At 65.7% G+C, this 20,121-nt stretch carries 21 protein-coding genes and 1 tRNA gene; 6 read left to right on the forward strand and 16 right to left on the reverse strand.

Features of this window, described 5'->3' with window-relative positions; genetic code table 11:
• Window positions 1-16 precede the first annotated feature (16 nt).
• From AACH06_RS11825 to AACH06_RS11870, 10 genes are all read right to left on the reverse strand, one after another.
• Window positions 17-93: transfer RNA gene (locus tag AACH06_RS11825), tRNA-Pro, on the reverse strand.
• Window positions 94-239: 146 nt separating this feature from the next.
• A complete protein-coding gene (locus AACH06_RS11830) occupies window positions 240-713 on the reverse strand; it encodes a MerR family transcriptional regulator (protein WP_341425885.1) in 474 nt (157 codons plus the stop codon).
• A 48-nt stretch (window positions 714-761) separates the two neighbouring features.
• Window positions 762-1,148 (reverse strand): integration host factor subunit alpha, encoded by a 387-nt coding sequence (locus AACH06_RS11835; RefSeq protein ID WP_341425940.1) that lies wholly within the window; start codon window positions 1,146-1,148, stop codon window positions 762-764.
• 40 nt (window positions 1,149-1,188) lie between these two features.
• Window positions 1,189-3,612, reverse strand: a complete 2,424-nt coding sequence (pheT, locus tag AACH06_RS11840; RefSeq protein WP_341425886.1) for a phenylalanine--tRNA ligase subunit beta — start codon at window positions 3,610-3,612, stop codon at window positions 1,189-1,191.
• A gap of 54 nt (window positions 3,613-3,666) precedes the next feature.
• Complete coding sequence (gene pheS, locus AACH06_RS11845) at window positions 3,667-4,722, reverse strand: phenylalanine--tRNA ligase subunit alpha (RefSeq protein WP_341425887.1); 1,056 nt, start codon at window positions 4,720-4,722, stop codon at window positions 3,667-3,669.
• 120 nt (window positions 4,723-4,842) lie between these two features.
• The gene (rplT, locus tag AACH06_RS11850; RefSeq protein WP_329717331.1) at window positions 4,843-5,199 is read right to left on the reverse strand and encodes a 50S ribosomal protein L20; all 357 of its coding nucleotides are present in this window, start codon (window positions 5,197-5,199) and stop codon (window positions 4,843-4,845) included.
• A 29-nt stretch (window positions 5,200-5,228) separates the two neighbouring features.
• A complete protein-coding gene (gene rpmI / locus AACH06_RS11855) occupies window positions 5,229-5,432 on the reverse strand; it encodes a 50S ribosomal protein L35 (protein WP_341425889.1) in 204 nt (67 codons plus the stop codon).
• A 189-nt stretch (window positions 5,433-5,621) separates the two neighbouring features.
• On the reverse strand, window positions 5,622-6,146 hold the full coding sequence (gene infC, locus AACH06_RS11860; protein WP_341425891.1) for a translation initiation factor IF-3: 525 nt from the start codon (window positions 6,144-6,146) through the stop codon (window positions 5,622-5,624).
• A gap of 106 nt (window positions 6,147-6,252) precedes the next feature.
• Complete coding sequence (thrS, locus tag AACH06_RS11865; protein WP_341425892.1) at window positions 6,253-8,172, reverse strand: threonine--tRNA ligase; 1,920 nt, start codon at window positions 8,170-8,172, stop codon at window positions 6,253-6,255.
• 225 nt (window positions 8,173-8,397) lie between these two features.
• Window positions 8,398-9,459: a patatin-like phospholipase family protein gene (locus AACH06_RS11870; RefSeq protein WP_341425893.1), complete on the reverse strand. Its 1,062-nt coding sequence runs from the start codon at window positions 9,457-9,459 to the stop codon at window positions 8,398-8,400.
• A gap of 122 nt (window positions 9,460-9,581) precedes the next feature.
• On the opposite strand from AACH06_RS11870, the gene AACH06_RS11875 reads away from it, so the two are divergent.
• The 6 genes from AACH06_RS11875 to AACH06_RS11900 all read left to right on the forward strand — a co-directional run bounded on the left by AACH06_RS11875 (window position 9,582) and on the right by AACH06_RS11900 (window position 15,183).
• Window positions 9,582-10,355: a class I SAM-dependent methyltransferase gene (locus AACH06_RS11875; protein WP_341425894.1), complete on the forward strand. Its 774-nt coding sequence runs from the start codon at window positions 9,582-9,584 to the stop codon at window positions 10,353-10,355.
• Between the two features lie 73 nt (window positions 10,356-10,428).
• The gene (locus AACH06_RS11880; RefSeq protein WP_341425895.1) at window positions 10,429-11,751 is read left to right on the forward strand and encodes an NAD(P)/FAD-dependent oxidoreductase; all 1,323 of its coding nucleotides are present in this window, start codon (window positions 10,429-10,431) and stop codon (window positions 11,749-11,751) included.
• The gene (locus tag AACH06_RS11885; RefSeq protein ID WP_341425896.1) at window positions 11,748-12,776 is read left to right on the forward strand and encodes a chorismate transformation FkbO/Hyg5 family protein; all 1,029 of its coding nucleotides are present in this window, start codon (window positions 11,748-11,750) and stop codon (window positions 12,774-12,776) included. Before AACH06_RS11880 ends, AACH06_RS11885 begins: the two co-directional genes overlap by 4 nt.
• A gap of 11 nt (window positions 12,777-12,787) precedes the next feature.
• Window positions 12,788-13,612, forward strand: coding sequence for a MipA/OmpV family protein (locus AACH06_RS11890; RefSeq protein WP_341425897.1), 825 nt, complete (start codon window positions 12,788-12,790; stop codon window positions 13,610-13,612).
• A gap of 21 nt (window positions 13,613-13,633) precedes the next feature.
• On the forward strand, window positions 13,634-14,386 hold the full coding sequence (locus AACH06_RS11895; protein ID WP_341425941.1) for a lysophospholipid acyltransferase family protein: 753 nt from the start codon (window positions 13,634-13,636) through the stop codon (window positions 14,384-14,386).
• Window positions 14,387-14,391: 5 nt separating this feature from the next.
• Window positions 14,392-15,183 carry a glycosyltransferase family 2 protein gene (locus AACH06_RS11900; protein ID WP_341425898.1) on the forward strand — a complete coding sequence of 264 codons (792 nt, stop codon included), beginning with the start codon at window positions 14,392-14,394 and terminating at the stop codon, window positions 15,181-15,183.
• A 124-nt stretch (window positions 15,184-15,307) separates the two neighbouring features.
• Here AACH06_RS11900 and fabG read toward each other — a convergent pair whose 3' ends face one another.
• From fabG to AACH06_RS11930, 6 genes are read right to left on the reverse strand one after another with little or no spacing between them, the layout of a single operon-like run.
• The gene (fabG, locus tag AACH06_RS11905) at window positions 15,308-16,045 is read right to left on the reverse strand and encodes a 3-oxoacyl-ACP reductase FabG (protein ID WP_341425899.1); all 738 of its coding nucleotides are present in this window, start codon (window positions 16,043-16,045) and stop codon (window positions 15,308-15,310) included.
• A complete protein-coding gene (locus AACH06_RS11910; RefSeq protein ID WP_479723919.1) occupies window positions 16,042-16,497 on the reverse strand; it encodes a hotdog family protein in 456 nt (151 codons plus the stop codon). Before AACH06_RS11910 ends, fabG begins: the two co-directional genes overlap by 4 nt.
• Window positions 16,498-16,511: 14 nt before the next feature.
• The gene (locus tag AACH06_RS11915) at window positions 16,512-17,336 is read right to left on the reverse strand and encodes a beta-ketoacyl synthase chain length factor (RefSeq protein ID WP_341425901.1); all 825 of its coding nucleotides are present in this window, start codon (window positions 17,334-17,336) and stop codon (window positions 16,512-16,514) included.
• On the reverse strand, window positions 17,333-18,514 hold the full coding sequence (locus AACH06_RS11920; protein WP_341425902.1) for a beta-ketoacyl-[acyl-carrier-protein] synthase family protein: 1,182 nt from the start codon (window positions 18,512-18,514) through the stop codon (window positions 17,333-17,335). The genes AACH06_RS11915 and AACH06_RS11920 overlap by 4 nt, the downstream gene beginning before the upstream one ends.
• A complete protein-coding gene (locus AACH06_RS11925) occupies window positions 18,511-19,251 on the reverse strand; it encodes a class I SAM-dependent methyltransferase (RefSeq protein WP_341425903.1) in 741 nt (246 codons plus the stop codon). Before AACH06_RS11925 ends, AACH06_RS11920 begins: the two co-directional genes overlap by 4 nt.
• A 43-nt stretch (window positions 19,252-19,294) precedes the next feature.
• Entirely contained in the window at window positions 19,295-20,116 is an 822-nt protein-coding gene (locus AACH06_RS11930; protein WP_341425904.1) for a polysaccharide deacetylase family protein, read from the reverse strand.
• Between the last annotated feature and the right edge of the window lie 5 nt (window positions 20,117-20,121).

Below are 20,121 nucleotides of genomic sequence, written 5' to 3' on the forward strand. Positions count from 1 at the left end.
GGGTTTCTGCGTTCAATGGTCGGGGTGGCGGGATTCGAACTCGCGACCCCTTGCACCCCATGCAAGTGCGCTACCAGGCTGCGCTACACCCCGACGAAGCTCGCAGTATAACTTGGTATTGGGCACTCATCGGCATCTCGCGCATTTTTCGACTGTTCGTGCGGCGAAGACAACAGGCGCTCGCGGCAAGCAACCACCGCCTGGTCTGACCAGGCCAGCCGAGCCGGCAGGACCGGGCGCTAGAAAACGAGCAAGTCGCGGATGGCGAGCAACTCGTCGCGCACCTGTTCGACGCTGGGATTGGCGGGCAGCACGGGCAAGCGCAGCTCCGCCGTTGCGGGGTGGCTCAGCGCAGCCATCGCCGGCGCTGACGCTGCCATGGCAGCCGGCGGCAGCGTGTGCGGCTCGGGCAGCGAATCCGGCAGGTTGTCGTCGACATCGTCCAGGACGGGTGACTCGGACAGGCGATTGCGCGCCCCGCTGATGGTGAATCCCTGATCGTAGAGCAGATCCCGAATCCGCCGGATCAGCAGCACTTCGTGGTGCTGGTAGTAGCGGCGATTGCCTCGCCGCTTCATCGGCTTGAGCTGGCTGAATTCTTGCTCCCAGTACCGCAGCACATACGGCTTCACGCCACACAGCTCACTGACCTCACCAATGGTGAAGTAGCGCTTGGCGGGAATCGCGGGCAGGCGGGAAGAGCCAGAGTCCATGTGTATGGGCGTGCGAATTCAACTCGCTCAGGGCGGGTTGCTCAAACTTTACTCGAACTCCTCCGCAGGGGGTACGTCGCCCTGAACAATCGCTTTCAACTTGTGGCTTGCGTGAAAGGTGACCACGTTGCGCGCCTTGATCGGGATCGGTTCGCCGGTGCGCGGGTTGCGTCCTGGGCGAGGTGCCTTGCGGCGGATGGCGAAATTGCCGAAGCCGGAGAGCTTGACGTCGGTGCCTTGCACCAACGCCTCGTTGACGATCTCGAAGAACGCTTCGACCATGTCCTTCGACTCGCGCTTGTTCAGGCCCAGACGCTCGAACAGCAGTTCAGCCAGCTCGGCCTTTGTGAGCGTGGGCGTTTCAAGCGAGGGCAGGATGACGCGGTCCACCGGCGATGGTGTGTCGATGGGGTCGGAATTCGAATCGGGCAGCATGCGCAACAGCCTTTGAAATCAGTGCGTGTGTCGTCCCATCTCAACCGCGCAGGCGGGCGCCATGCGCCGCTTGCGCCCGCGCCACGGCCTGCGCCACAGCTGCGTCGATGCGATCGTCGGTCAAGGTGGCATCGTCATCCAGCATTTCCAGCCGAACGGCAAGGCTGCGGTGACCAGCGGGGATGTCGACAGTGGGCGCGGCCGGCTTGTAGATATCGAACAACACAGCGCTGCGCACAAGGCCATCGGCATCCGCGCGAAGCGTCGCCGTCAAGGCGTCGTGGGTGACTTGCTCAGACACCACGAGCGCCAGGTCACGCACGGCGGCCTGCTGCCGGGGCACCGGCTGCGCTTGGGGCACATCGCGACGTTGCACCGCCGCCAGGTCGAGTTCGAACATCACCGGTGCGAGCGGCAATTCATAGGCCTGGCGCCAGCGAGGATGCAATTCACCGACGTGGCCAATGATCTGGCCGTCCAGCTCCACCGCCGCACAACGCCCTGGGTGCATGGCCGGGTGTTCCGCCGCGACAAACTTGGCCACGCGTGGTGCCAGCAACGCCTCGACGTCGCCCTTGACGTCAAAGAAGTCGACAGCCTTTTCGGCCTGCCCCCACTGCTGCACCACCGTGGGGCCATAAGCCAGCCCCGCCACGCGCGCCGGCTGGGCAATGCCCTGAACCGTGCTGTCGCTGGCGGCCACTGACGCATCGCGGCGGAAAACACGGCCCACTTCGAATACACGAACCCGCGCCGCCTTGCGTGACAGGTTGTAGCGAAGCACCTGCACCAGGCTTCCGAGCACGCTGGAGCGCATCACCGCCAGCGGGGCGGCGATCGGGTTGAGCACCTTGATGGGGTCGGCATTGCCGGCCAGCTCGCGCTCCCATCGCTCTTCGACGAAGCTGAAGTTGATCGTCTCCTGGTAACCCAAGCTGGCCACGGCGCGGCGCACGGCGTAGGCGCCGCGTTGCGATTCGACGCGCACTTGCGCTTTGACCGGTGCGAGGGGCGGCGTGGACGGCAGGCGGTCGTAGCCCATCACGCGGGCCACTTCCTCGATCAGGTCTTCCTCGATCGCGATGTCAAAACGCCAGCTCGGCGGCGTGACGGTGAGCATGCCCTCGGCTTCGGTGAAGCTCAGCCCGAGGCGGCGCAGCACGCTGGCGCACTCCTCCTGGCTGATTGGCATGCCAATGACTTTCGAGGCTCGCGCCACGCGAAGCACCACCGGCTTGGCTTCAGGCAAGGCCCCCTGCCAATCGGTCATCGGGCCCGCATCGCCGCCACAAATCTCTTGCACCAAGCGGGTGATGTGCTCGATGTGCTCCACCGTCAACGCCGGATCGACGCCACGCTCAAACCGATGGCCGGCATCGGTCGAGAAGGTGTAGCGACGCGAGCGCCCGGACACCGCATTCGGCCACCAGAATGCGGCCTCGATGTAAATGTTGGTGGTGTCGTCAGACACGGCGGTGGAATCGCCGCCCATGATGCCGGCGAGCGACTCGACCTGCGCCTCATCCGCGATCACGCCCACCTGCTCGTCCAGCTCGATCGTGTTGCCGTTCAGCAGCTTCAGCGTTTCGCCCTGACGGGCCCAGCGCACGTGCAGACCGCCATGGATCTTGTCCAGATCGAAGATGTGCGATGGCCGGCCGTACTCGAACATCACATAGTTCGAGATGTCGACCAGCGCCGAAACACTGCGCTGGCCACAGCGGGCCAGGCGCTCCACCATCCAGGCGGGCGTTGTAGCCTTCGGGTTGACCCCCCGCACCACGCGGCCGGAGAAGCGGCCGCAAAGATCGGCTGCGTGCACCGTCACGGGCAAGCGCTGATCGTGGCGCGGCGCCACGGGTTCAAAGCTGGGCACCTTCAGCGGTGCGCCGGTGAGGGCCGACACCTCGCGTGCGATGCCATAGACCGACAGGCCATGCGCCAGATTCGGCGTGAGCTTGAGGGTGAACAGCGTGTCGTCGAGCTTCAGGTACTGGCGGATGTCCTGGCCGAGCGGCGCGTCCAGCGGCAACTCGAGCAAGCCACCGTGGTCTTCCGACAGCTTCAGCTCGCGCGCCGAGCACAACATGCCGAAGCTCTCCACGCCACGCAGCTTGCCCACCTTGATCTCGAAGGGCTTGCCATCTTCGCCGGGCGGCAGCTGTGCGCCCACCGTGGCCAGCGGCACGCGGATACCCACCCGGGCATTGGGCGCGCCGCACACGATCTGCAGCGGGCCGTCCTTGCTGAACGGGCCGGCATCGACGCGGCACACGCGCAGTCGATCGGCATTCGGGTGCTGCTCCGCCTCGACGATTTCGGCCACGACGATGCCTGAGAACGGGGGGGCGACGGGCTTCTGTTCTTCGACCTCCATGCCGGACATGGTCAGGAGATGGGCCAGTTCGGCGGTGGAGAGCGGCGGGTTGCAAAACTCGCGCAGCCAGGATTCTGGGAATTGCATGGATCGATTCAGTCTTCTGTGTTCAGGGTCGACGGCATCCGCGGCACCACCGCGTCACTGGAACTGCGACAGGAATCGCAGGTCGCCATCGAAGAACAGGCGCAGGTCGTTCACACCGTAGCGCAGCATGGTGAGCCGGTCGGGGCCCATGCCGAACGCAAAGCCGATGTAGCGCTCGGGGTCGAGACCGAAGTTGCGCACCACGTTCGGGTGCACCTGGCCCGACCCCGCCACCTCCAGCCACCGGCCCTTGAGCGGGCCGTGTGCGAAGGCGATGTCCACCTCGGCCGAAGGCTCGGTGAATGGGAAAAACGAGGGGCGAAAGCGGATCGTCAGATCATCCGTTTCGAAGAAATGGCGGAAGAAGTCGGCGAACACCGCCTTCAGGTCCTTGAAGCTGACGTTCTCGCCAATCCACAGGCCTTCGCACTGGTGGAACATCGGCGAGTGGGTGGCGTCGCTGTCGACGCGGTAGGTGCGGCCCGGCGCGATCACACGGATCTCGGGAATCGCCTCCCCCCTGGCCAGCGCTTCGGCGTGCCGCGCGGCGTGGGCACGCGCGTAGCGCACTTGCATCGGGCTGGTGTGGGGGCGAAGGTTCAGCCAACGGCCTTCATCGTCCTTCATGTCGACGTAGAAGGTGTCCTGCATCGAGCGCGCCGGGTGGTTCTCGGGGTTGTTCAACGCCGTGAAACTCATCCAGTCGGTTTCGATTTCCGGACCGTCGGCCACGTCGAAACCCATCGACCCAAAGATGCCCTCGATGCGCTCGATCGTGCGTGACACCGGGTGCAAGCCGCCAGAACCACGTTGGCGGCCGGGCAGGGTGACGTCCAGAGCCTCGGCCTTGAGCTGCGCCTGCAGCTCCGCATCGGCCAGCGATTGGCGGCGCGCGGTCAGCGCTGCTTCGATGCGCTGCTTGGTCTGGTTGATTTCGGCACCGCGGGTCTTCTTGTCATCCGCGCTGAGCGCGGCCAAACCCTTGAGCAGCTCGGTGACACGGCCAGACTTGCCCAGGAATCGGGCCTTGGCGTTCTCCAGCTCGGCCGGCGTTTCAGCGGCGTCGAAGTCGGCACGCGCGGCATCCACCAGTTGATCGAGGTCGTTCATGGGCGAAGCGAGAAATGGAAAGCGAAATAAAAAAGGCCGCACCAACAGGTGACGGCCTTGGAGTGCCTGTGCGGTTTCCGGCAGGCCCGTCACCGGGCCCATCGAAGACCGTCAGCGGTATCAGCTCAGCTGGGCCTTCACCTTGTCGACGATGGCAGCAAAAGCAGCCGGATCGTGAATGGCCATGTCCGACAGCACCTTGCGGTCGAGTTCGATCTGGGCCTTCTTCAAGCCGGCGATGAACTTGCTGTAGGTCAGGCCCAGGCCACGGGTTGCCGCGTTGATACGGGCAATCCAAAGCTGGCGGAACACGCGCTTCTTGGTGCGGCGGTCACGGTAGGCGTATTGGCCCGCCTTCATCACCGCCTGCTTGGCGATGCGGAAGACGTTCTTGCGGCGACCACGGAAGCCCTTGGCCAGGGCCAGGATCTTCTTGTGACGGGCGCGGGCGGTTACACCACGTTTGACGCGAGGCATGGATGGTTTCCTTTCAGTCCGTCAGAAGATCAGAGGCCAGCGAAGGGCATCATCGCGGCGATGTGGCCCATGTTGGTCTCGTGCACGTTGGCAGCACCACGCAGTTGGCGCTTGTTCTTCGTGGTCTTCTTGGTCAGGATGTGGCGCTTGTACGCCTGACCGCGCTTGACGGTGCCACCCGGACGGACGCGGAAGCGCTTCTTGGCCCCGCTCTTGGTCTTCATTTTGGGCATGACTGCTCCTTATCGATTGCCTTGGCTGGGCGGCCACCGGGTACTGTGACACTTGACGAGCCTGCCGAGGCTTCTGCTTCAACCCGGCGGTGACCAAACCACCGAGCGAAATCTTCAAAACTCTTTCACCCTCCGCTCGCCCGCTTCTCAAGCGGCGCGGAGGTCGGGTGCCATCGCACCCCGACCGAATCAGCGCTTCTTGGGCGCCAGCACCATGATCATCTGGCGACCTTCCAGCTTCGGCATGTGCTCTACCACCGCCACATCGGCCAACTCGTCACGGATACGCTCCAGCAGACGCATACCGATGTCCTGGTGGGTGATCTCGCGGCCACGGAACCGCAGAGTCACCTTGCCCTTGTCACCGTCTTCGGCGATGAATCGGCGCAGATTACGCATCTTGATCGCGTAATCGCCTTCGTCGGTACCAGGCCGGAACTTGACTTCCTTGACTTCGATGACCTTCTGCTTGGCCTTCGCCTCGGCGGCGCGCTTCTGTTCCTGGTACTTGAACTTGCCGTAGTCCATCAGCCGGCACACCGGCGGATCAGCTTGAGCGGCGATTTCGACCAAGTCCACGTCAGCCTCGCCCGCCATTCGCAAGGCCTCCTGGATGTTCACGATGCCAAGCGGCTCGTTGTCGACGCCGTTCAGGCGCACATTCAGGGCGGTGATCTCACGGTTCAGTCGATGCTTGCGCTCGACGTTGGGCATCCGACGGTCGGCAAAGGTAGCGATGGTTTAAACCCCTCAAACGGGCCCTGAGGCAAGTGCAGAGCCCGACAAAAAAACGTTCGGCGAACGAAAACCGAGGCAGAACTCAAGCCTTGGCCGCAATGTCACCTGCGAGCTTCGATTGGAAGTCTGCGAGGGACATCACGCCCAGATCCTGATTGCCTCGGGCGCGCACCGCGACGGCCCCGCTTGCCTTTTCCTTGTCACCTACGACCAGGATGAACGGGACCTTTTGCAACGAATGCTCCCGTATTTTATACGTGATCTTTTCGTTGCGCAAATCCGCCACTGCCCTAACCCCTTGTTTTTTCAGCGTTTTCACGACTGAATCAACATAGTCCGCCTGGGCGTCGGTGATCGACGACACCACCACCTGCGTCGGCGCCAACCACACCGGCAAAGCACCGGCGTGCTGCTCGATCAAGATGCCGATAAAGCGCTCCAGGCTTCCGACGATGGCGCGGTGGAGCATCACCGGGGTGCGGCGCTCGCCTGACTCCTCGACGTACTCAGCCCCGAGCCGCTCGGCCATGAAGAAATCGACCTGCATCGTGCCGCACTGCCATTCACGGCCCAATGCGTCCTTCAGCGTGTATTCGATCTTCGGGCCATAGAACGCCCCGTCGCCCGGGGCGATCACGAACTCGCAGCCGGAGCGGCGCAGGCTTTCCATCAACGCGTGCTCGGCCTTGTCCCAACTTTCGTCAGTGCCGATGCGGGCCTCGGGCCGAGTGGCCACCTTGTAGAGAATCTCCTTGAAGCCGAAGTCGGCGTAGACGCGCTGCAGCAGCGCGGTGTACTCCACGCATTCCGGCAGGATGGAATCTTCGGTGCAGAAGATGTGGCCATCGTCCTGCGTGAATCCGCGCACCCGCATGATCCCGTGCAGGCCGCCCGTGGGCTCGTTGCGGTGGCACTGACCAAACTCGCCGTAGCGCAACGGCAGGTCGCGGTAGCTCTTGATGCCCTGCTTGAAGATCAGGATGTGGCCCGGGCAGTTCATCGGCTTGAGCGCGTAGTCACGCTTTTCCGACTCGGTCGTGAACATGTTTTCCCGGTACTTCTGCCAGTGCCCCGTCTTTTCCCAGAGTGACTTGTCCAGGATCTGAGGCCCCTTGACCTCGAGGTAGCCGTTGTCACGGTAGACGCGGCGCATGTACTGCTCCACCTCCTGCCACACCGTCCAACCCTTGGGGTGCCAGAACACCGTACCGGGCGAATGCTCATCGAGGTGGAACAGGTCGAGCTCGCGGCCGAGCTTGCGGTGGTCCCGCTTCTCGGCCTCTTCCAGCATCGTCAGGTACTTCTGCAGATCATCCTTCGAAGCCCAGGCGGTGCCGTAGATGCGCTGGAGCATCTCGTTGCGGTGGTCGCCTCGCCAGTAGGCGCCCGCCACCTTCATCAGCTTGAAGTGCTTGAGCTTGCCTGTCGACGGCACATGGGGGCCGCGGCACAGGTCTTCGAACTTGCCCTCGCGGTAGAGCGACACGTCTTCATTGGACGGGATCGAGCCGATGATCTCGGCCTTGTAGTGTTCGCCCAGACCTTTGAAATAGGAGACCGCTTCGTCGCGCGGCAACACCCGACGCTCGACTTTTTCATCCTTCTTAGCGAGCTCGGTCATCTTCGCCTCGATCGCCGCCAGATCATCCGGCGTGAAGGGGCGCTTGTAGGAGAAGTCGTAGTAGAAGCCGTTGTCAATGACCGGGCCGATCGTCACCTGCGCATCGGGGAACAGCTCCTTCACCGCGTAGGCCAGCAGGTGGGCCGTCGAGTGGCGGATCATCTCCAGCCCGTCGGCATCCTTGTCCGTCACGATGGCCAGCGGCACGTCGGCGTCGATCAGGTAGCTCGTGTCGACCAGCTTGGCCTGCTCACCCCGGCCGATGCGGCCACCCAGCGCAGCCTTGGCCAAGCCGGCGCCGATCGAGGCCGCGACCTCGGCCACTGTCAACGGGGCCGGGTACTCGCGCTGCGAACCATCAGGCAATGAAATCTTGATCATCTTGAATCCAATCCAGAAACGAAAAACGCGGCTCAGTGGCCGCGCTTCGTTGCAAGAGAAAAGACGTGTGTGAACGAGCCGCGGCCGACCGACTAGGAAAAATCTCCGGAGGTCGTAGTTCGCGGTGTCATAACCCGTGCTGCCTTTCCTGCTCTTTTTGAGGTGAATGGCGATTGTAGGCCCAGAGCGCCCACGACATGGCACGAAGCGCTGCCCCAGCCGGGTTCAAAGGGGCTCCGCCTCGATGGAGGCGTTGGATTCGACCAACGCTGCGAACTCGTCGGCCAATCGCTGCCCTTCAGCGACCGCTTTGCGCCAGGCGGCCTGCCGTCCCGCCAGATCGTTGCCGTAGCGCTGAAAGTCGCCGCGATCCGGCAGCTTGCCCCCCGGGAGCGTGGCCAGCCATTCGGTTCTCGGCGCCAGAACCACCAGGCGATCCAGGGCGTGGGTCGCGCGGTGGCGGTAGCGCAGGTTCTTGTCCAACCAACCGGGCACGATCGACGATTGAAAGTGGGGATACAGCGCCAAGCCATCTGCCAGAGCGTCGTAGCGCCAGTGCAGGTGATAGTCGGTGATGCCTCCGTCCCAGTAAGCCCCGGCGGGCCCGCCCGGCACATCGTGCACCGCCTTCATCCAGAACGGAATCGAGCAACTGGCGATCACCGCCTCCAGCAGGTTGTCCGCCGTCAGCGAGACCTGACGGGAAGGAAAGTCGCTGAGCGGGAAAGGAATCGGATCGCGCGGGTCTGAGAAGACGACGCGCTCCAGCCACGACCCCAGCGCCCGGCGAGAGACCATGTTCACGGCGAACGCGGTCAAGAAACCCGCCGGCGTGCGCCACCGCCCCTCGCGATGCAGCAAATGACGGCCGCGGCTGGCCACCACATGCAGCCGAAGGCGCGGGTGCGACAGCAGTTCGCGCTGCCGCCCGCCAAAGTGCTCATTCACGGTCGAGACGAAATCCGCGCTGACCGACTGCGCCGATGGTCGTCGGCCGTCGGCACGGGAGTAGTCCGCGCTGATGTAGTCGTCCGCCAGGCGCTCCAGGGCGCGATCCGCATCGGGCATGCACGCGGCTGCCAGGCGCCAGGCGCCGATGGAGGCCCCAATCAGATGCACCGGCTGCGTCGAGCGCGGCAGCCAGCGCGCAAACAGGTAGCGGTCCAATGCATTGAGCGCCAACCCTTTGGGCCCCCCCGCCGCGCCGGGCACGACCCGAACGTCGTCTGCCCGCAAGCCCTTTTGCCGCAGCTGGGCGCGGGCCGAAGGGCCGGCAAGGATACGCAATGCAACAAGCTGGGGCTTCACAAACACCTGAGATTCTGAGAGGTTGAGGATCGCCGGCACCGCTCCCCTCCATCCTTGGGGGGCGGTCCAGGCCGGCAAAGCACGCCAGCCATAATTGTGGGATGAACTCACGCCACCACCCGGCCACGCCAGGCGCAGAAGCCCTGCGGCCGCATGCGCCGCTGACCGAGTACTACAGCCAGGCGGACCAACACCGGGAGTTCGTGCAGAACATCTTCGACAGCACGGCGATCGACTACGACCGCATCGAGCGCATCCTGGCGCTTGGCAGTGGCCCCTGGTATCGACGGCAAGCCCTCCTGCGTGCGAAGCTGCAACCGGGCCAGCATGTGCTGGACGTCGGCACCGGCACCGGCCTGGTGGCCCGCGAAGCCTTGAGCATCGTGGGTGCGTCTGGTCAGGTGGTCGGCGTGGATCCCAGCCCTGGCATGCTCGGCCAGTATGGTCTGCAAGGGATCCAACTGTTTCGCGGCTTTGCCGAGTCGATCCCTCGCCCGGACCGAGCCGCCGACTTTCTCAGCATGGGCTACGCATTGCGCCACCTGAGTGACGTGCGGCCCGCGTTCCGAGAATTCTTTCGCGTGCTGAAACCAGGCGGGCGGCTGCTCGTTCTGGAGATCACCCGGCCCGAGACACGATGGGCGCTGTGGCTGCTGAAGGCTTACATGCGCTTGTTGGTGCCGACCATTGCACGCTTCGTGAGCCGAGGCGCCGACACCTCACTGCTGTGGCGCTACTACTGGGACACGATCGAGGCCTGCATATCGCCTGAAACGGTGATGGCGGAGCTGCGTTCCGCCGGCTTCATCGACGTGAACCGCCACGTCGAGTTGGGCATCTTTTCTGAATACACCGCGACCAAGCCAGAAGAATGAAGTACGACCACCTGGTGTTCTGCAGGGATCAGGACGCCACATGAACGGGACCCCGCCATCGCCAACGGCCCCGATGACCACCACCTGTGACGTGCTGGTCATCGGCGGCGGCCCCGCCGGATCGACCGCCGCCGCGCTGCTGGCCCGACAGGGGCGGCGGGTGGTGATGGTCGAAAAGGCTCATCACCCGCGCTTTCACATCGGTGAATCGCTGCTTCCCGCCAATGTCGCGCTGTTCGACCAGCTCGGCATCCGCGAAGAGGTCGAGCGCATCGGCATGCCCAAGTGGGGCATCGAATTTGTGTCGCCCGACCACGCACACCAGAGCTTTCTCGAGTTCGGCGATGCCTGGGACAAGTCGATGCCTTACTCATGGCAGGTGCGGCGTTCGGAGCTCGATGAGCTCATGTTCCGCCACGCCGGGCGCTGCGGCGCCGAGACCTTGGAAGGCTGCCGCATCCGAAACGTCGAATTCGATGCCGAAGGTGCCCATGTCATCGGCCGCTGCGACGACGGCAGTGAACGCCACTGGCGCGCCGCGTTTGTCGTCGATGCCTCTGGCCGCGACACCTTGCTGGCCTCGCAGATGGGCGCCAAACGCAAGATGCCCGAGCACAACAGCGCAGCTCTGTTCGCTCACTACACCGGCGTGCAGCGCCTTCCAGGCAAGAAGGAAGGGAACATCACCATCTTCTGGTTCCAGCATGGTTGGTTCTGGATGATCCCCTTGGCCGATGGCACCACGAGCATCGGCGCCGTCTGCTGGCCGCACTACCTGAAAACGCGCGACAAGCCCCTGCAAGAGTTCTTCGCCGACACGGTCGCGCTGTGCCCGCAATTGCAGGCCCGCCTGGCCAACGCCCAGATGGTCGACAACGCCGTGCACGCGACCGGCAATTATTCGTACCGCAGCACGCTCTGCTCGGGCGATCGGTTCTTGCTGGTGGGCGACGCGTACACCTTCGTCGATCCGGTGTTCTCTTCGGGTGTGTACCTTGCCATGCAAGGCGCTTTCGAGGCCGTCAACGTCATCGCCGCCCGGCTCGACCGGCCGGCCGAGGCCCCGCGCGCCCGCCGGGCCTACGAGGCCATGATGACCAAGGGGCCGCGCGAGTTCTGCTGGTTCATCTTCCGTGTGACCAACCCGACGATTCGCAATCTCTTCATGCATCCCGCCAATCCTTGGCGGGTGAAGGAGGCGGTGCTCTCGCTGCTGGCTGGCGACATCTATGGCAAGACGCCCATCTGGCGTTCGTTGCGGATGTTCCGGGTCATTTACTACGTCAGCCAATTGCTCAACCTGCCGCGTGCGTTTCGCACCTGGCGCCAGCGTCGTGCCAACATCCGTGACGTCGGGGCGCTGCGCGGCGAAAACGTGCTGGATGCGGCGTCATGAGCGCCTTGCCTCGTACCAGTGCGCTGCGCGCCCAGAGGTTGCCTGATGCCCAAGCAGGCTGGCCACTGGCGCGGTCTGCTCGGCTGCTTGGCGGTGTGGCCTACCAACGCCTGGATCGCGCGGCACCGCCGATGATGGCCGAATCCGACCTGCCTTCCCTGTCGATCAACTCGCGTGAAATCGACGGCTGGCTCGTCGACGCCGATGTGCGCCATGGCCAGACGGGCGAGGTGCGCTGGGCCACCGATGGGCAATGGCTGTTTGGCGCCTACGACAGCACCCTCGCCGAAGGCGAGGGGCCGCTCGACAATCTCACGGAACGCACCTACGCAAACATCTTCCAGGCCCTCGAGACGGCCGAGGTGCCCCACCTGTTGCGCCTGTGGAACTATCTGCCCAGCATCAACCGCGAGCAGTTGGGCCTCGAGCGCTATCGCCAGTTCAACCTCGGCCGGCAACAGGCGTTCTTGAATGCCCACCGCGATGCCTTTGCGGGCGCGCCCGCCGCCTGCGCCCTGGGCACCTTCGGCGGCCCCATGCGAATCCGCTTTCTGGCCGGTCGTGTGGCCCCCGTGCCCCTCGAGAACCCCCGCCAGGTGCCGGCTTGGCGGTACCCAGCCGAATTCGGGCCGCGCAGCCCCACCTTTTCTCGCGCCGTGCTGGTGCCGAGCTCTTCCCAGGAAACCACCCTCCTGATTTCCGGCACTGCCAGCATCGTGGGCAGCGCCAGCGTGCATCCCGGCGATGTCCCGAAGCAGATGGAAGAGACCTTGCGCAACCTGGAAGCCGTCATGGGCGCTGCCCACGAGCGCGGCACGGCACGCTACAGCTTGTCCGATCTGGTCTGCACGGTGTACGTGCGGCATGCCTCTCACATCGACGATGTCAAGCGCTGCTTCGAAGCCGGCGTCGGGGCAGACTCGTTGGCCGCCCGTCAAGCCATCTACGTCCAGGCTGACATCTGCCGGGGCGATCTGCTGCTCGAAGTCGAGGCCCACGCCACCGCACCTGGGGCTCTCAGCTGATGCGGCGCTCCGTGAAAGTCTGGCTGCGACAAGCGGCCGGCGTGGCAGTGGGGTCGCTGGCGATGGCGGCCAGCGCCCAGGCCGCCGACGACAAGCCGCTGTGGGAACTGGGCGTTGGCATCGGTGCACTGCAACTGCCTCACTATCGTGGTTCGGATCAGTCACACACTTGGCTGCTGCCCGTGCCGTATGCGGTGTACCGGGGCGATCTGCTGAAAGCCGACCGCGACGGCGCGCGCGCCACCCTGTTCGATGGCGACCGCCAGGAGCTGAACCTCAGCCTGGCGGCCAGTGCGCCGACGCGCAGTGAAGACAATCGCGCCCGCCAGGGCATGGCTGATCTGAAGCCAACGGTCGAGATCGGCCCGGTCTGGAACTACACCCTGCTTCGCGCCGACGACCATCGCCTCGATCTGCGCTGGCCTGTGCGTGCGGCTTTCACGCTGGAGGGCTCGCCGCGGCACATTGGCTGGGTGAGCAACCCGCACCTGAATCTGGACCAGCGCTGGAATGACTGGAACGTGGGGCTGTTGGCGGGCCCCCTGTTCGCCGATCGGCGCTTCCATGCCTACTTTTACGACGTGACCGGCCCCGATATCACCGCGGATCGACCGGGGTTCCGTTCTCGGGGCGGCTACGCTGGTTGGCAGGCCACCGCGGCACTGTCGCGACAGTTCGGGGATGCGTGGCTCGGTCTGTTCGTCAAGGCAGATCGGGTGGCCGGCACGGCCATGGCCGACAGCCCCTTGGTGCGCGAGCGCCAGCAGTTCTCCGCCGGTGTGGCGGTGACCTGGGTTTTCGCCCGCTCCTCGACGCTGGTACCCGCCGTCGATTGATCGCGCTCGCGCGCCTTGCTTGTGAACCACTGGCTGTTGCAACCCGTGATGCTGACGCTGCTGTACTTGCAGCTGCTGTTTCTCGGCTTGATCTCGCTGGTCTGGAACGTCATTGCCGCCCTCCTCTACCCGCTGTTGCCTCGGCGCCGTGGAATGGCGATCGGCCGCGCCGGTATTTCTCGCGGCTACGGCCTGTTCTGGAACGTGGCCAACGCCTCGGGGTTGCTGAAAATGGACGCGACTGCGCTCGACCCGTTGCGAGACGAGCGCGGCGTGATCTTCGTGGCCAATCACCCCAGCATGCTGGATGCCCTGATGCTGGTCGCTCGCCTGCCGCGCAGTGTCTGCGTGATGAAGGCCAGCCTGATGCGCAACCCGTTCCTCGGGCCAGGCGCCAAGCTGGCGCGCTACATCCAGAACGATTCGGCGCGAAGCATGGTGCGTCACGCGGTGAATGACCTGAAGGAAGGCGGGCAACTGGTGCTCTTTCCCGAAGGGACGCGCACGGTGCGCCCCCCGGTGAACGACTTCCGGCCCGGCTTCACGCTCATCGCCAAACTGGCCAACGCGCCCATCCAAACGGTGTTCATCGACACCGAATCACCGTACCTCAGCAAGGGCTGGCCGCTGTGGCGCCTGCCGCCGCTGCCCATCGCGTTCTCCGTGCGCCTGGGCAAGCGCTTTGCCCCCTCGGCCGACCCGGCCGCGCAGCTGACGGAGATCCAAACCTACTTCGCCGAAAGCCTGGCCGCCGATCCGGCGCGGACCACCTGACCCTCATGTCGTCGACACCGCAGCCCACCGCTTCGCGAACGCACCTGGTGCTCATCCCCAGCTTCAACACGGGGGCCACGTTGGTCAGCACCGTTCGAGGCGCCCGCGCTCAATGGAACCCCGTGTGGGTGATCGTCGACGGCAGCACCGATGAGAGCCAAAAGCCGCTGCGCGCCATGGCCGCGGCCGACCCGGGCTTGCGCTTGATCGAACTTCCCGTCAATCAAGGCAAGGGCGCGGCCGTTCTGCATGGGCTGGAGATGGCGCGAGCCGCCGGCTACACGCATGCGCTGACCATGGATTCCGACGGCCAACATCCGGCCGCCCTGATCCCTGCGTTCATGGCGCAGTCACAGCAGCGCCCTGAATCGATGATCCTCGGCAAGCCGATCTTCGACGCCAGTGCCCCGCTGCTTCGCGTGCGCGGCCGCCGCGTCTCCAACTGGTGGACCAACCTGGAGACGCTCGGCGCTGGCGTGGCCGACTCGCTGTACGGCTTTCGGGTCTACCCGATCGAACCCCTGATCGGCGTGATGAAGCGCCAGCCTTGGATGCGGCGCTTCGATTTCGACACGGAGGCCGTCGTCCGCCTGGCCTGGCGTGGCGTCAAGCCGATCAACCAGGATGCCCCGGTCAAGTACCTGAGCGCCGACGAAGGCGGCGTCTCGCACTTTCGCTACGGCCGCGACAACGTGCTGCTCACCTGGATGCACACGCGGCTGATGCTCGAATTCGCCGTGCGGCTGCCGCTGCTCATCGCCAAACGGCTGACGGGCAGCCCGCCCTTCCAGCGTTGACATTCAGCGCGGTCACCGCACCCCATCCGCCCTCGGTGGCTGGTCGCGCAAAAGACCACCAATCTGGCAAGTTAGGTCTGGCAACCTTCGACACGGTCGTGCCCAAGACGCTACCGATGGGGTGTCACGCCATCCCGCCGTTGATCGAGATCACTTGCCCGGTGATGTAGCCGGCCTCCGTGCTGCACAGGAAGCCCACCAAGGCGGCCACCTCGTCTGGCGTCCCGGGGCGCTTGGCCGGCACGAGCTCGGCCACCGCCTTGGGGTCGAACACGGCATCGGCCATGGGGGATTGGATGATGCCTGGTGCCACCGCATTCACTGTGACGCCACGCGCCGCCACCTCGAGCGACAGCGCCTTGGTGGCGCTGTTGAGCGCGCCCTTGGCCGCTGCATAGTTCACCTGCCCCCGATTGCCCATCAGGCCGGCCACCGATGACATGTTCACCACACGGCCCCAGCGCGTGCGCAGCATCGGCAGCAGCAGCGGCTGGGTGACGTTAAAAAAGCCGTTCAACGACACGTCAATCACCCGGTGCCACTGATCGGCCCGCATGCCCGGAAACACGGCATCGTCGTGCACGCCGGCGTTGTTGACGATGATTTGAACGGGGCCGTCCGCCAGCATGCGCTCGCCGGCCTGTCGGCTCGCTTCAGCATCGGTCACATCGAACACGAAGGTCTGCGCCGAGCCCCCCGCCTGGGTGATCTCGTCTGCCAGCCCCTGCACCGCCTCAGGTCGGCTGTTGGCGTGCAGCAGCAAGGTGGCGCCGTCGCGCGCCAGGCGGCGCGCCATCGCTGCGCCCAACGCGCCGCTGGCACCCGTGATCAGCGCTCGCTTGCCGTTCAGTGTGGAAGTCATTTCATCGCCAAAGGTGTGTTGAGGACCACCGTGGCTCGGCCTTCGGCCACGACGATGCCCGAAGCGCCCGCCACGTGGAACTGGTAGAGCAACTGGCGGTCATCGCCCGCCAAGCGTCGGGCCTCGACCCGGAGGGGGCCGGCGACATCGTCCAGCCGCCACACCCCCAGCTGCACGCTGCGAGCGCTGGCCAAAAAGCCGGGCTCGGGTGAAGACGAGTCGGCCGAGCCCGCGGCCTGCGCGCACAGCGCGCCGTGCAAGGCCATGGCCTGCGCTGCGTACTCGATGGCGGCGCCGCCGAGCAGGCCTCGGGCCGTGCGCAGCGGGTGGTCTCGGTCCTGGTGGTTGCTCGCACGGCAGACGATGTGATCGTCCGACCATTCCAGCAGGCCGTCGAGCCAGGCCATTCGTCCTTGATGCGGGATCCGTTGTGCGATGCCAGCCGCATCCATCAAGGGCTCGGCACTCACCAAGGATCTCCAGGCATGAGGGCCAGACTCAGTGACGCCTCGGAAAACCCGTCGAACGAGAGATTCGCCGAGGGGCCGCACGCCAGCGCCTGCAACAGCGGCAACCCGCGGGCGGCGGGCACGCTGCGGCACAGCGTCTCCAGGCCCGGATCGGACACCGGGCTGGGCGCCGTTTTCTGCTGGCTGACCGTCAGCCGCAGTTCGGCACCTTGGGGACTGGTTCCGGGAGGAGCGAGCAACACCGCGATCGCGAAGGCGTCCGGCATGGGGCGCAAGGCGTGCATCGGTTCCGGGTACGGCGTGTCAGAAGCCACCAACAGCACCGGCGACTGTGCCGCCAGGCATTGGGCATAGGCCTCCAACAAGCCCGCCGCCCAACTGGCGTCGTAAGCACACAGGCTGGTGGACGGCGCCCGAGACTGGGTGGCAATGTGCCAATACCCCGCCGTCGCGTTGTGGACCGAATTGGTGAACCGCGTCGGCGACACCGCGCGATCCGGCTGCGCCAGCGCTTCGCAGAGCGCATGGCAGTTCGATGGATCGCCACTCGACGAGGTGAAGACCGTGGCGAGGCGCCCGGGCTCGATCGCCAGCCCGCATCGCGCCTGTGCCATGGCCAGGGCTTCGTCTGCCACGGCCAGGGAGAGCTTCACGATGGCCCCGCTTCGCCGGCGTTCGGCGGCAGGCAGGCGCGCCGGAGGCGGCAGCACCGTGGGTGCAGGCTGCCACGCCCCCTGCTGACGAAGCAGCGGGGCGCTGGCCTGCCACCCCGGCAGCCCGGGGCCCAAGAGACCGAGACCGACAACCTTGACGGCGCTCATGCGGCAGCCTCGAAGAGCAGGCAGGTGTTGGTCCCGCCGAAACCGAAAGAATTGCTGGCGACCAGCCGCGGAGCGGCGTCCCGGCCCTCGCGCAGGTAGTGTGATTTCAACGCAGGATCGGGTTGCAGCAAGGTGCTGCCCCCGGGCAAGTAGCCCGTTTGAAGTGCCACCATCGCAAAGCCCGCTTCCAACGCTCCCGCGGCGCCCAGCGTGTGGCCGGTGGCGCCCTTGGTGGAACTGCAGGGCACGTGCGGGAAGACGGCTTGCATCGCCTGGTCCTCCGCAGCGTCGTTGTTGGGCGTGGCGGTACCGTGCAGGTTCACGTAGCCCACCTCGTTCGCGTCGACGCCACCCCGTTCGAGCGCTTGGCGCATTGCCATCGCGGCACCACTGCCATCGGGCAAGGGCGAGCTCATGTGGTGGCCGTCGCTGCTTTCGCCGACACCGCGCAGCCACGCCACGGGCCGGTCTGCGTCGCGCTCAAGCAGTGCGAACGCAGCGGCTTCGCCCAGAGACAAGCCGCGACGGCCGGCATCCCAGGGCCGGCAGATGTCGGGTGACACCAGTTCCAGGGAGTTGAAGCCGTACAGCGTGGTCAGGCAGAGCGAATCGACGCCGCCGACCACCGCTGCATCGATCAACCCGAGCGACAGCAATCGTTCTGCGTTGCCGAACGCCTTGGCGCCCGACGAGCAAGCGGTGGACACGGACCAGGCCGGCCCGCTCAAGCCCAGCGCGGCTTGGACGAAGCGGGACAACGAGCCCGTGTTGTGCGTTTCCGGATAGTGCAGGCTGGACGGCAGCGCGCCCGTCTGCGGATCGCGCGCGCGGTAGGCCTGCTCGGTCTGCAGGATGCCCGAGGTGCTGGTGCCCATGAACACGCCCACACGGTGCGCGCCATAGCGGCGCACGGCTTGCTGGACACGCGCCAGGAAGCCGTCCGCCTGCAGCCCCAGCCAGGCGAGCCGGTTGTTGCGGCAGTCGAAATCCTGCAGGCCCTCGGGCATCGCGACATCGTCCACACCGTCGACCAGCCCGAGCCAGGCTTCGAAATGGGCGGTCTCGAAACGCTGCAGCCGCAAGCCGCTGCGGCCGACACGCAGGGCCTGTTCGTGGGCCTGCACGCCGCCGCCCAGCGCGCTCGTCATGGTGTAGGTGGCCACGGGCCATCTCGTCATGCGTGGTCTCCCGCCGGCCGGCCGAGATCGGCCACCAGCAACACATTCGCAAAAGGGGTGCCTTGGCTCATGGGCAAGGACGTGAGGCTGAAACCCAAGCCCTGCAGCAACTGGCGCCAGTCGTCGAGCGTGCGGCAAAAGGTGGGGGCCACCTGGTGGCCGCGGCTCCACGCGGCAGCGCGGTCCACCCACTGGCTGATCCGGAAGCGGCGGCGATCCGCCGCGTCGCCCACTCGCAGCAGCAATCGCCCGCGAGGCGACAGCGCCTGGCGGATGCTTTGCAGCACGGCCACTTGCCCGGCATGTGGAAAGTAGTGCAGCACGTCCAGGATCACGACCACGTCGCAATCGGGCAGCGCCACCTTCTGGATGTCTCCGCAGATGAACGCGGCATCGGGGTTCGCGCTGGCCAGGGCGCGCTGCGCCCGCTCGACGTCTCGCGGCATCAACTCGACCCCGGTGTAGCGGGTGTGTGCAGGTGCCCTGCCCCAGGCCTCCGGCCATGGCCGCCGATGTCGGACGTGTTCGTCGATCGTGGCCAGCAGGCTGGCCAGCAGCCCCTGCCCACACCCGAGGTCCAGCACATGGGCCCGTTCGGGCAGCAGACCGCGCTCGAGGATGCCCCTGAACACGGGATCGCGGCCCAGCTTGCCGCGGGCGAAGTGCCAGGCGAACCGGCCCGCCTGTCGGTAGGGGCGGCAGGCTTGTTCGTGAAGCGAATGCCAGGTCACATCCATATCGTTCTCGTTGCCCATCGTGGCGTCGCGTCAGGCCAGGGCGTCAGACAAGCGCGTCAGACAAGCGCACCGTTTTCAAGCCGGCTTGTCGGCAACGCGCGGCCAGCGCCGGCAACAGCGCGCAGATGACGGGCTGGCCAGAGCCGTCACGGGCGGCGTGGCCGTCATGCAGCAGTAAGATGTCACCGCCCCGCAAGCCACGCGTCAAACGGCCGAGCACACGTTCTGCATCGGCCTCTCGGGTGTCGAAGCCACGACGTGTCCAACTCACCAGCTCAAGGCCCGCCGCGGCCAGCACCGGGGCGAGGAACGGGTTGCGGAAGCCTGCCGGGGCGCGAAAACACGTCGGTCGATGGCCCGTCACCCGCTCGATGATCTGCTGCGCCCGCTCGACCTCGGCGAGGTAGGCACGCGGGCCCAGGAAGGAGAACGTGTGTCGGTGGGAAGCGGTGTGGTTCTGGATGTCATGGCCACGCGCCACGATGTCGCGGGCCAGTTCCGGGTACGCGGCCACACGGTCGGCGATGCAGAAGAAGCTGGCGGTCAGGCCGAGCGATTCCAGCAACTCGAGCACACGCGGGGTGACCTCAGGATCGGGGCCATCGTCGATCGTGATGGCCAGCTCGCCGCGGCTCGCGGCGGCCGCCGGCAAGCGACACCGGTTCGGCCCCAGCCAGGTGCTGCGAGGCCACAGCGTGGCCGCGACGATCAACGCGTGGTTCAGCACCAGTGCCGCGAGCACACCCACCGGCCACCACCACACGGTGAAGACGGCCAGCACATGCAGGGCCAGCGTGGCTCGCAAGAACCAGGTCAGGCGAGAGGGCAAGGTGAAACGCAAGCGTTGGTCAAGTGCGAGGAGCATCGGCG

This window comes from Ideonella lacteola (genome assembly GCF_038066555.1).
Classification (GTDB): Bacteria; Pseudomonadota; Gammaproteobacteria; order Burkholderiales; family Burkholderiaceae_C; genus Ideonella; species Ideonella lacteola.

Excerpts from the sequence above, each read along its gene's own strand:
- AACH06_RS11830 (WP_341425885.1), bottom strand. The coding sequence starts at position 713 with ATGGACTCTGGCTCTTCCCGCCTGCCCGCGATTCCCGCCAAGCGCTAC.
- AACH06_RS11835 (WP_341425940.1), bottom strand. The coding sequence starts at position 1,148 with ATGCTGCCCGATTCGAATTCCGACCCCATCGACACACCATCGCCGGTG.
- pheT (WP_341425886.1), bottom strand. The coding sequence starts at position 3,612 with ATGCAATTCCCAGAATCCTGGCTGCGCGAGTTTTGCAACCCGCCGCTC.
- pheS (WP_341425887.1), bottom strand. The coding sequence starts at position 4,722 with ATGAACGACCTCGATCAACTGGTGGATGCCGCGCGTGCCGACTTCGAC.
- rplT (WP_329717331.1), bottom strand. The coding sequence starts at position 5,199 with ATGCCTCGCGTCAAACGTGGTGTAACCGCCCGCGCCCGTCACAAGAAG.
- rpmI (WP_341425889.1), bottom strand. The coding sequence starts at position 5,432 with ATGCCCAAAATGAAGACCAAGAGCGGGGCCAAGAAGCGCTTCCGCGTC.
- infC (WP_341425891.1), bottom strand. The coding sequence starts at position 6,146 with ATGCCCAACGTCGAGCGCAAGCATCGACTGAACCGTGAGATCACCGCC.
- thrS (WP_341425892.1), bottom strand. The coding sequence starts at position 8,172 with ATGATCAAGATTTCATTGCCTGATGGTTCGCAGCGCGAGTACCCGGCC.
- AACH06_RS11875 (WP_341425894.1), top strand. The coding sequence starts at position 9,582 with ATGAACTCACGCCACCACCCGGCCACGCCAGGCGCAGAAGCCCTGCGG.
- AACH06_RS11880 (WP_341425895.1), top strand. The coding sequence starts at position 10,429 with ATGACCACCACCTGTGACGTGCTGGTCATCGGCGGCGGCCCCGCCGGA.
- AACH06_RS11885 (WP_341425896.1), top strand. The coding sequence starts at position 11,748 with ATGAGCGCCTTGCCTCGTACCAGTGCGCTGCGCGCCCAGAGGTTGCCT.
- AACH06_RS11900 (WP_341425898.1), top strand. The coding sequence starts at position 14,392 with ATGTCGTCGACACCGCAGCCCACCGCTTCGCGAACGCACCTGGTGCTC.
- fabG (WP_341425899.1), bottom strand. The coding sequence starts at position 16,045 with ATGACTTCCACACTGAACGGCAAGCGAGCGCTGATCACGGGTGCCAGC.
- AACH06_RS11910 (WP_479723919.1), bottom strand. The coding sequence starts at position 16,497 with ATGGATGCGGCTGGCATCGCACAACGGATCCCGCATCAAGGACGAATG.
- AACH06_RS11915 (WP_341425901.1), bottom strand. The coding sequence starts at position 17,336 with ATGAGCGCCGTCAAGGTTGTCGGTCTCGGTCTCTTGGGCCCCGGGCTG.
- AACH06_RS11920 (WP_341425902.1), bottom strand. The coding sequence starts at position 18,514 with ATGACGAGATGGCCCGTGGCCACCTACACCATGACGAGCGCGCTGGGC.
- AACH06_RS11925 (WP_341425903.1), bottom strand. The coding sequence starts at position 19,251 with ATGGATGTGACCTGGCATTCGCTTCACGAACAAGCCTGCCGCCCCTAC.
- AACH06_RS11930 (WP_341425904.1), bottom strand. The coding sequence starts at position 20,116 with ATGCTCCTCGCACTTGACCAACGCTTGCGTTTCACCTTGCCCTCTCGC.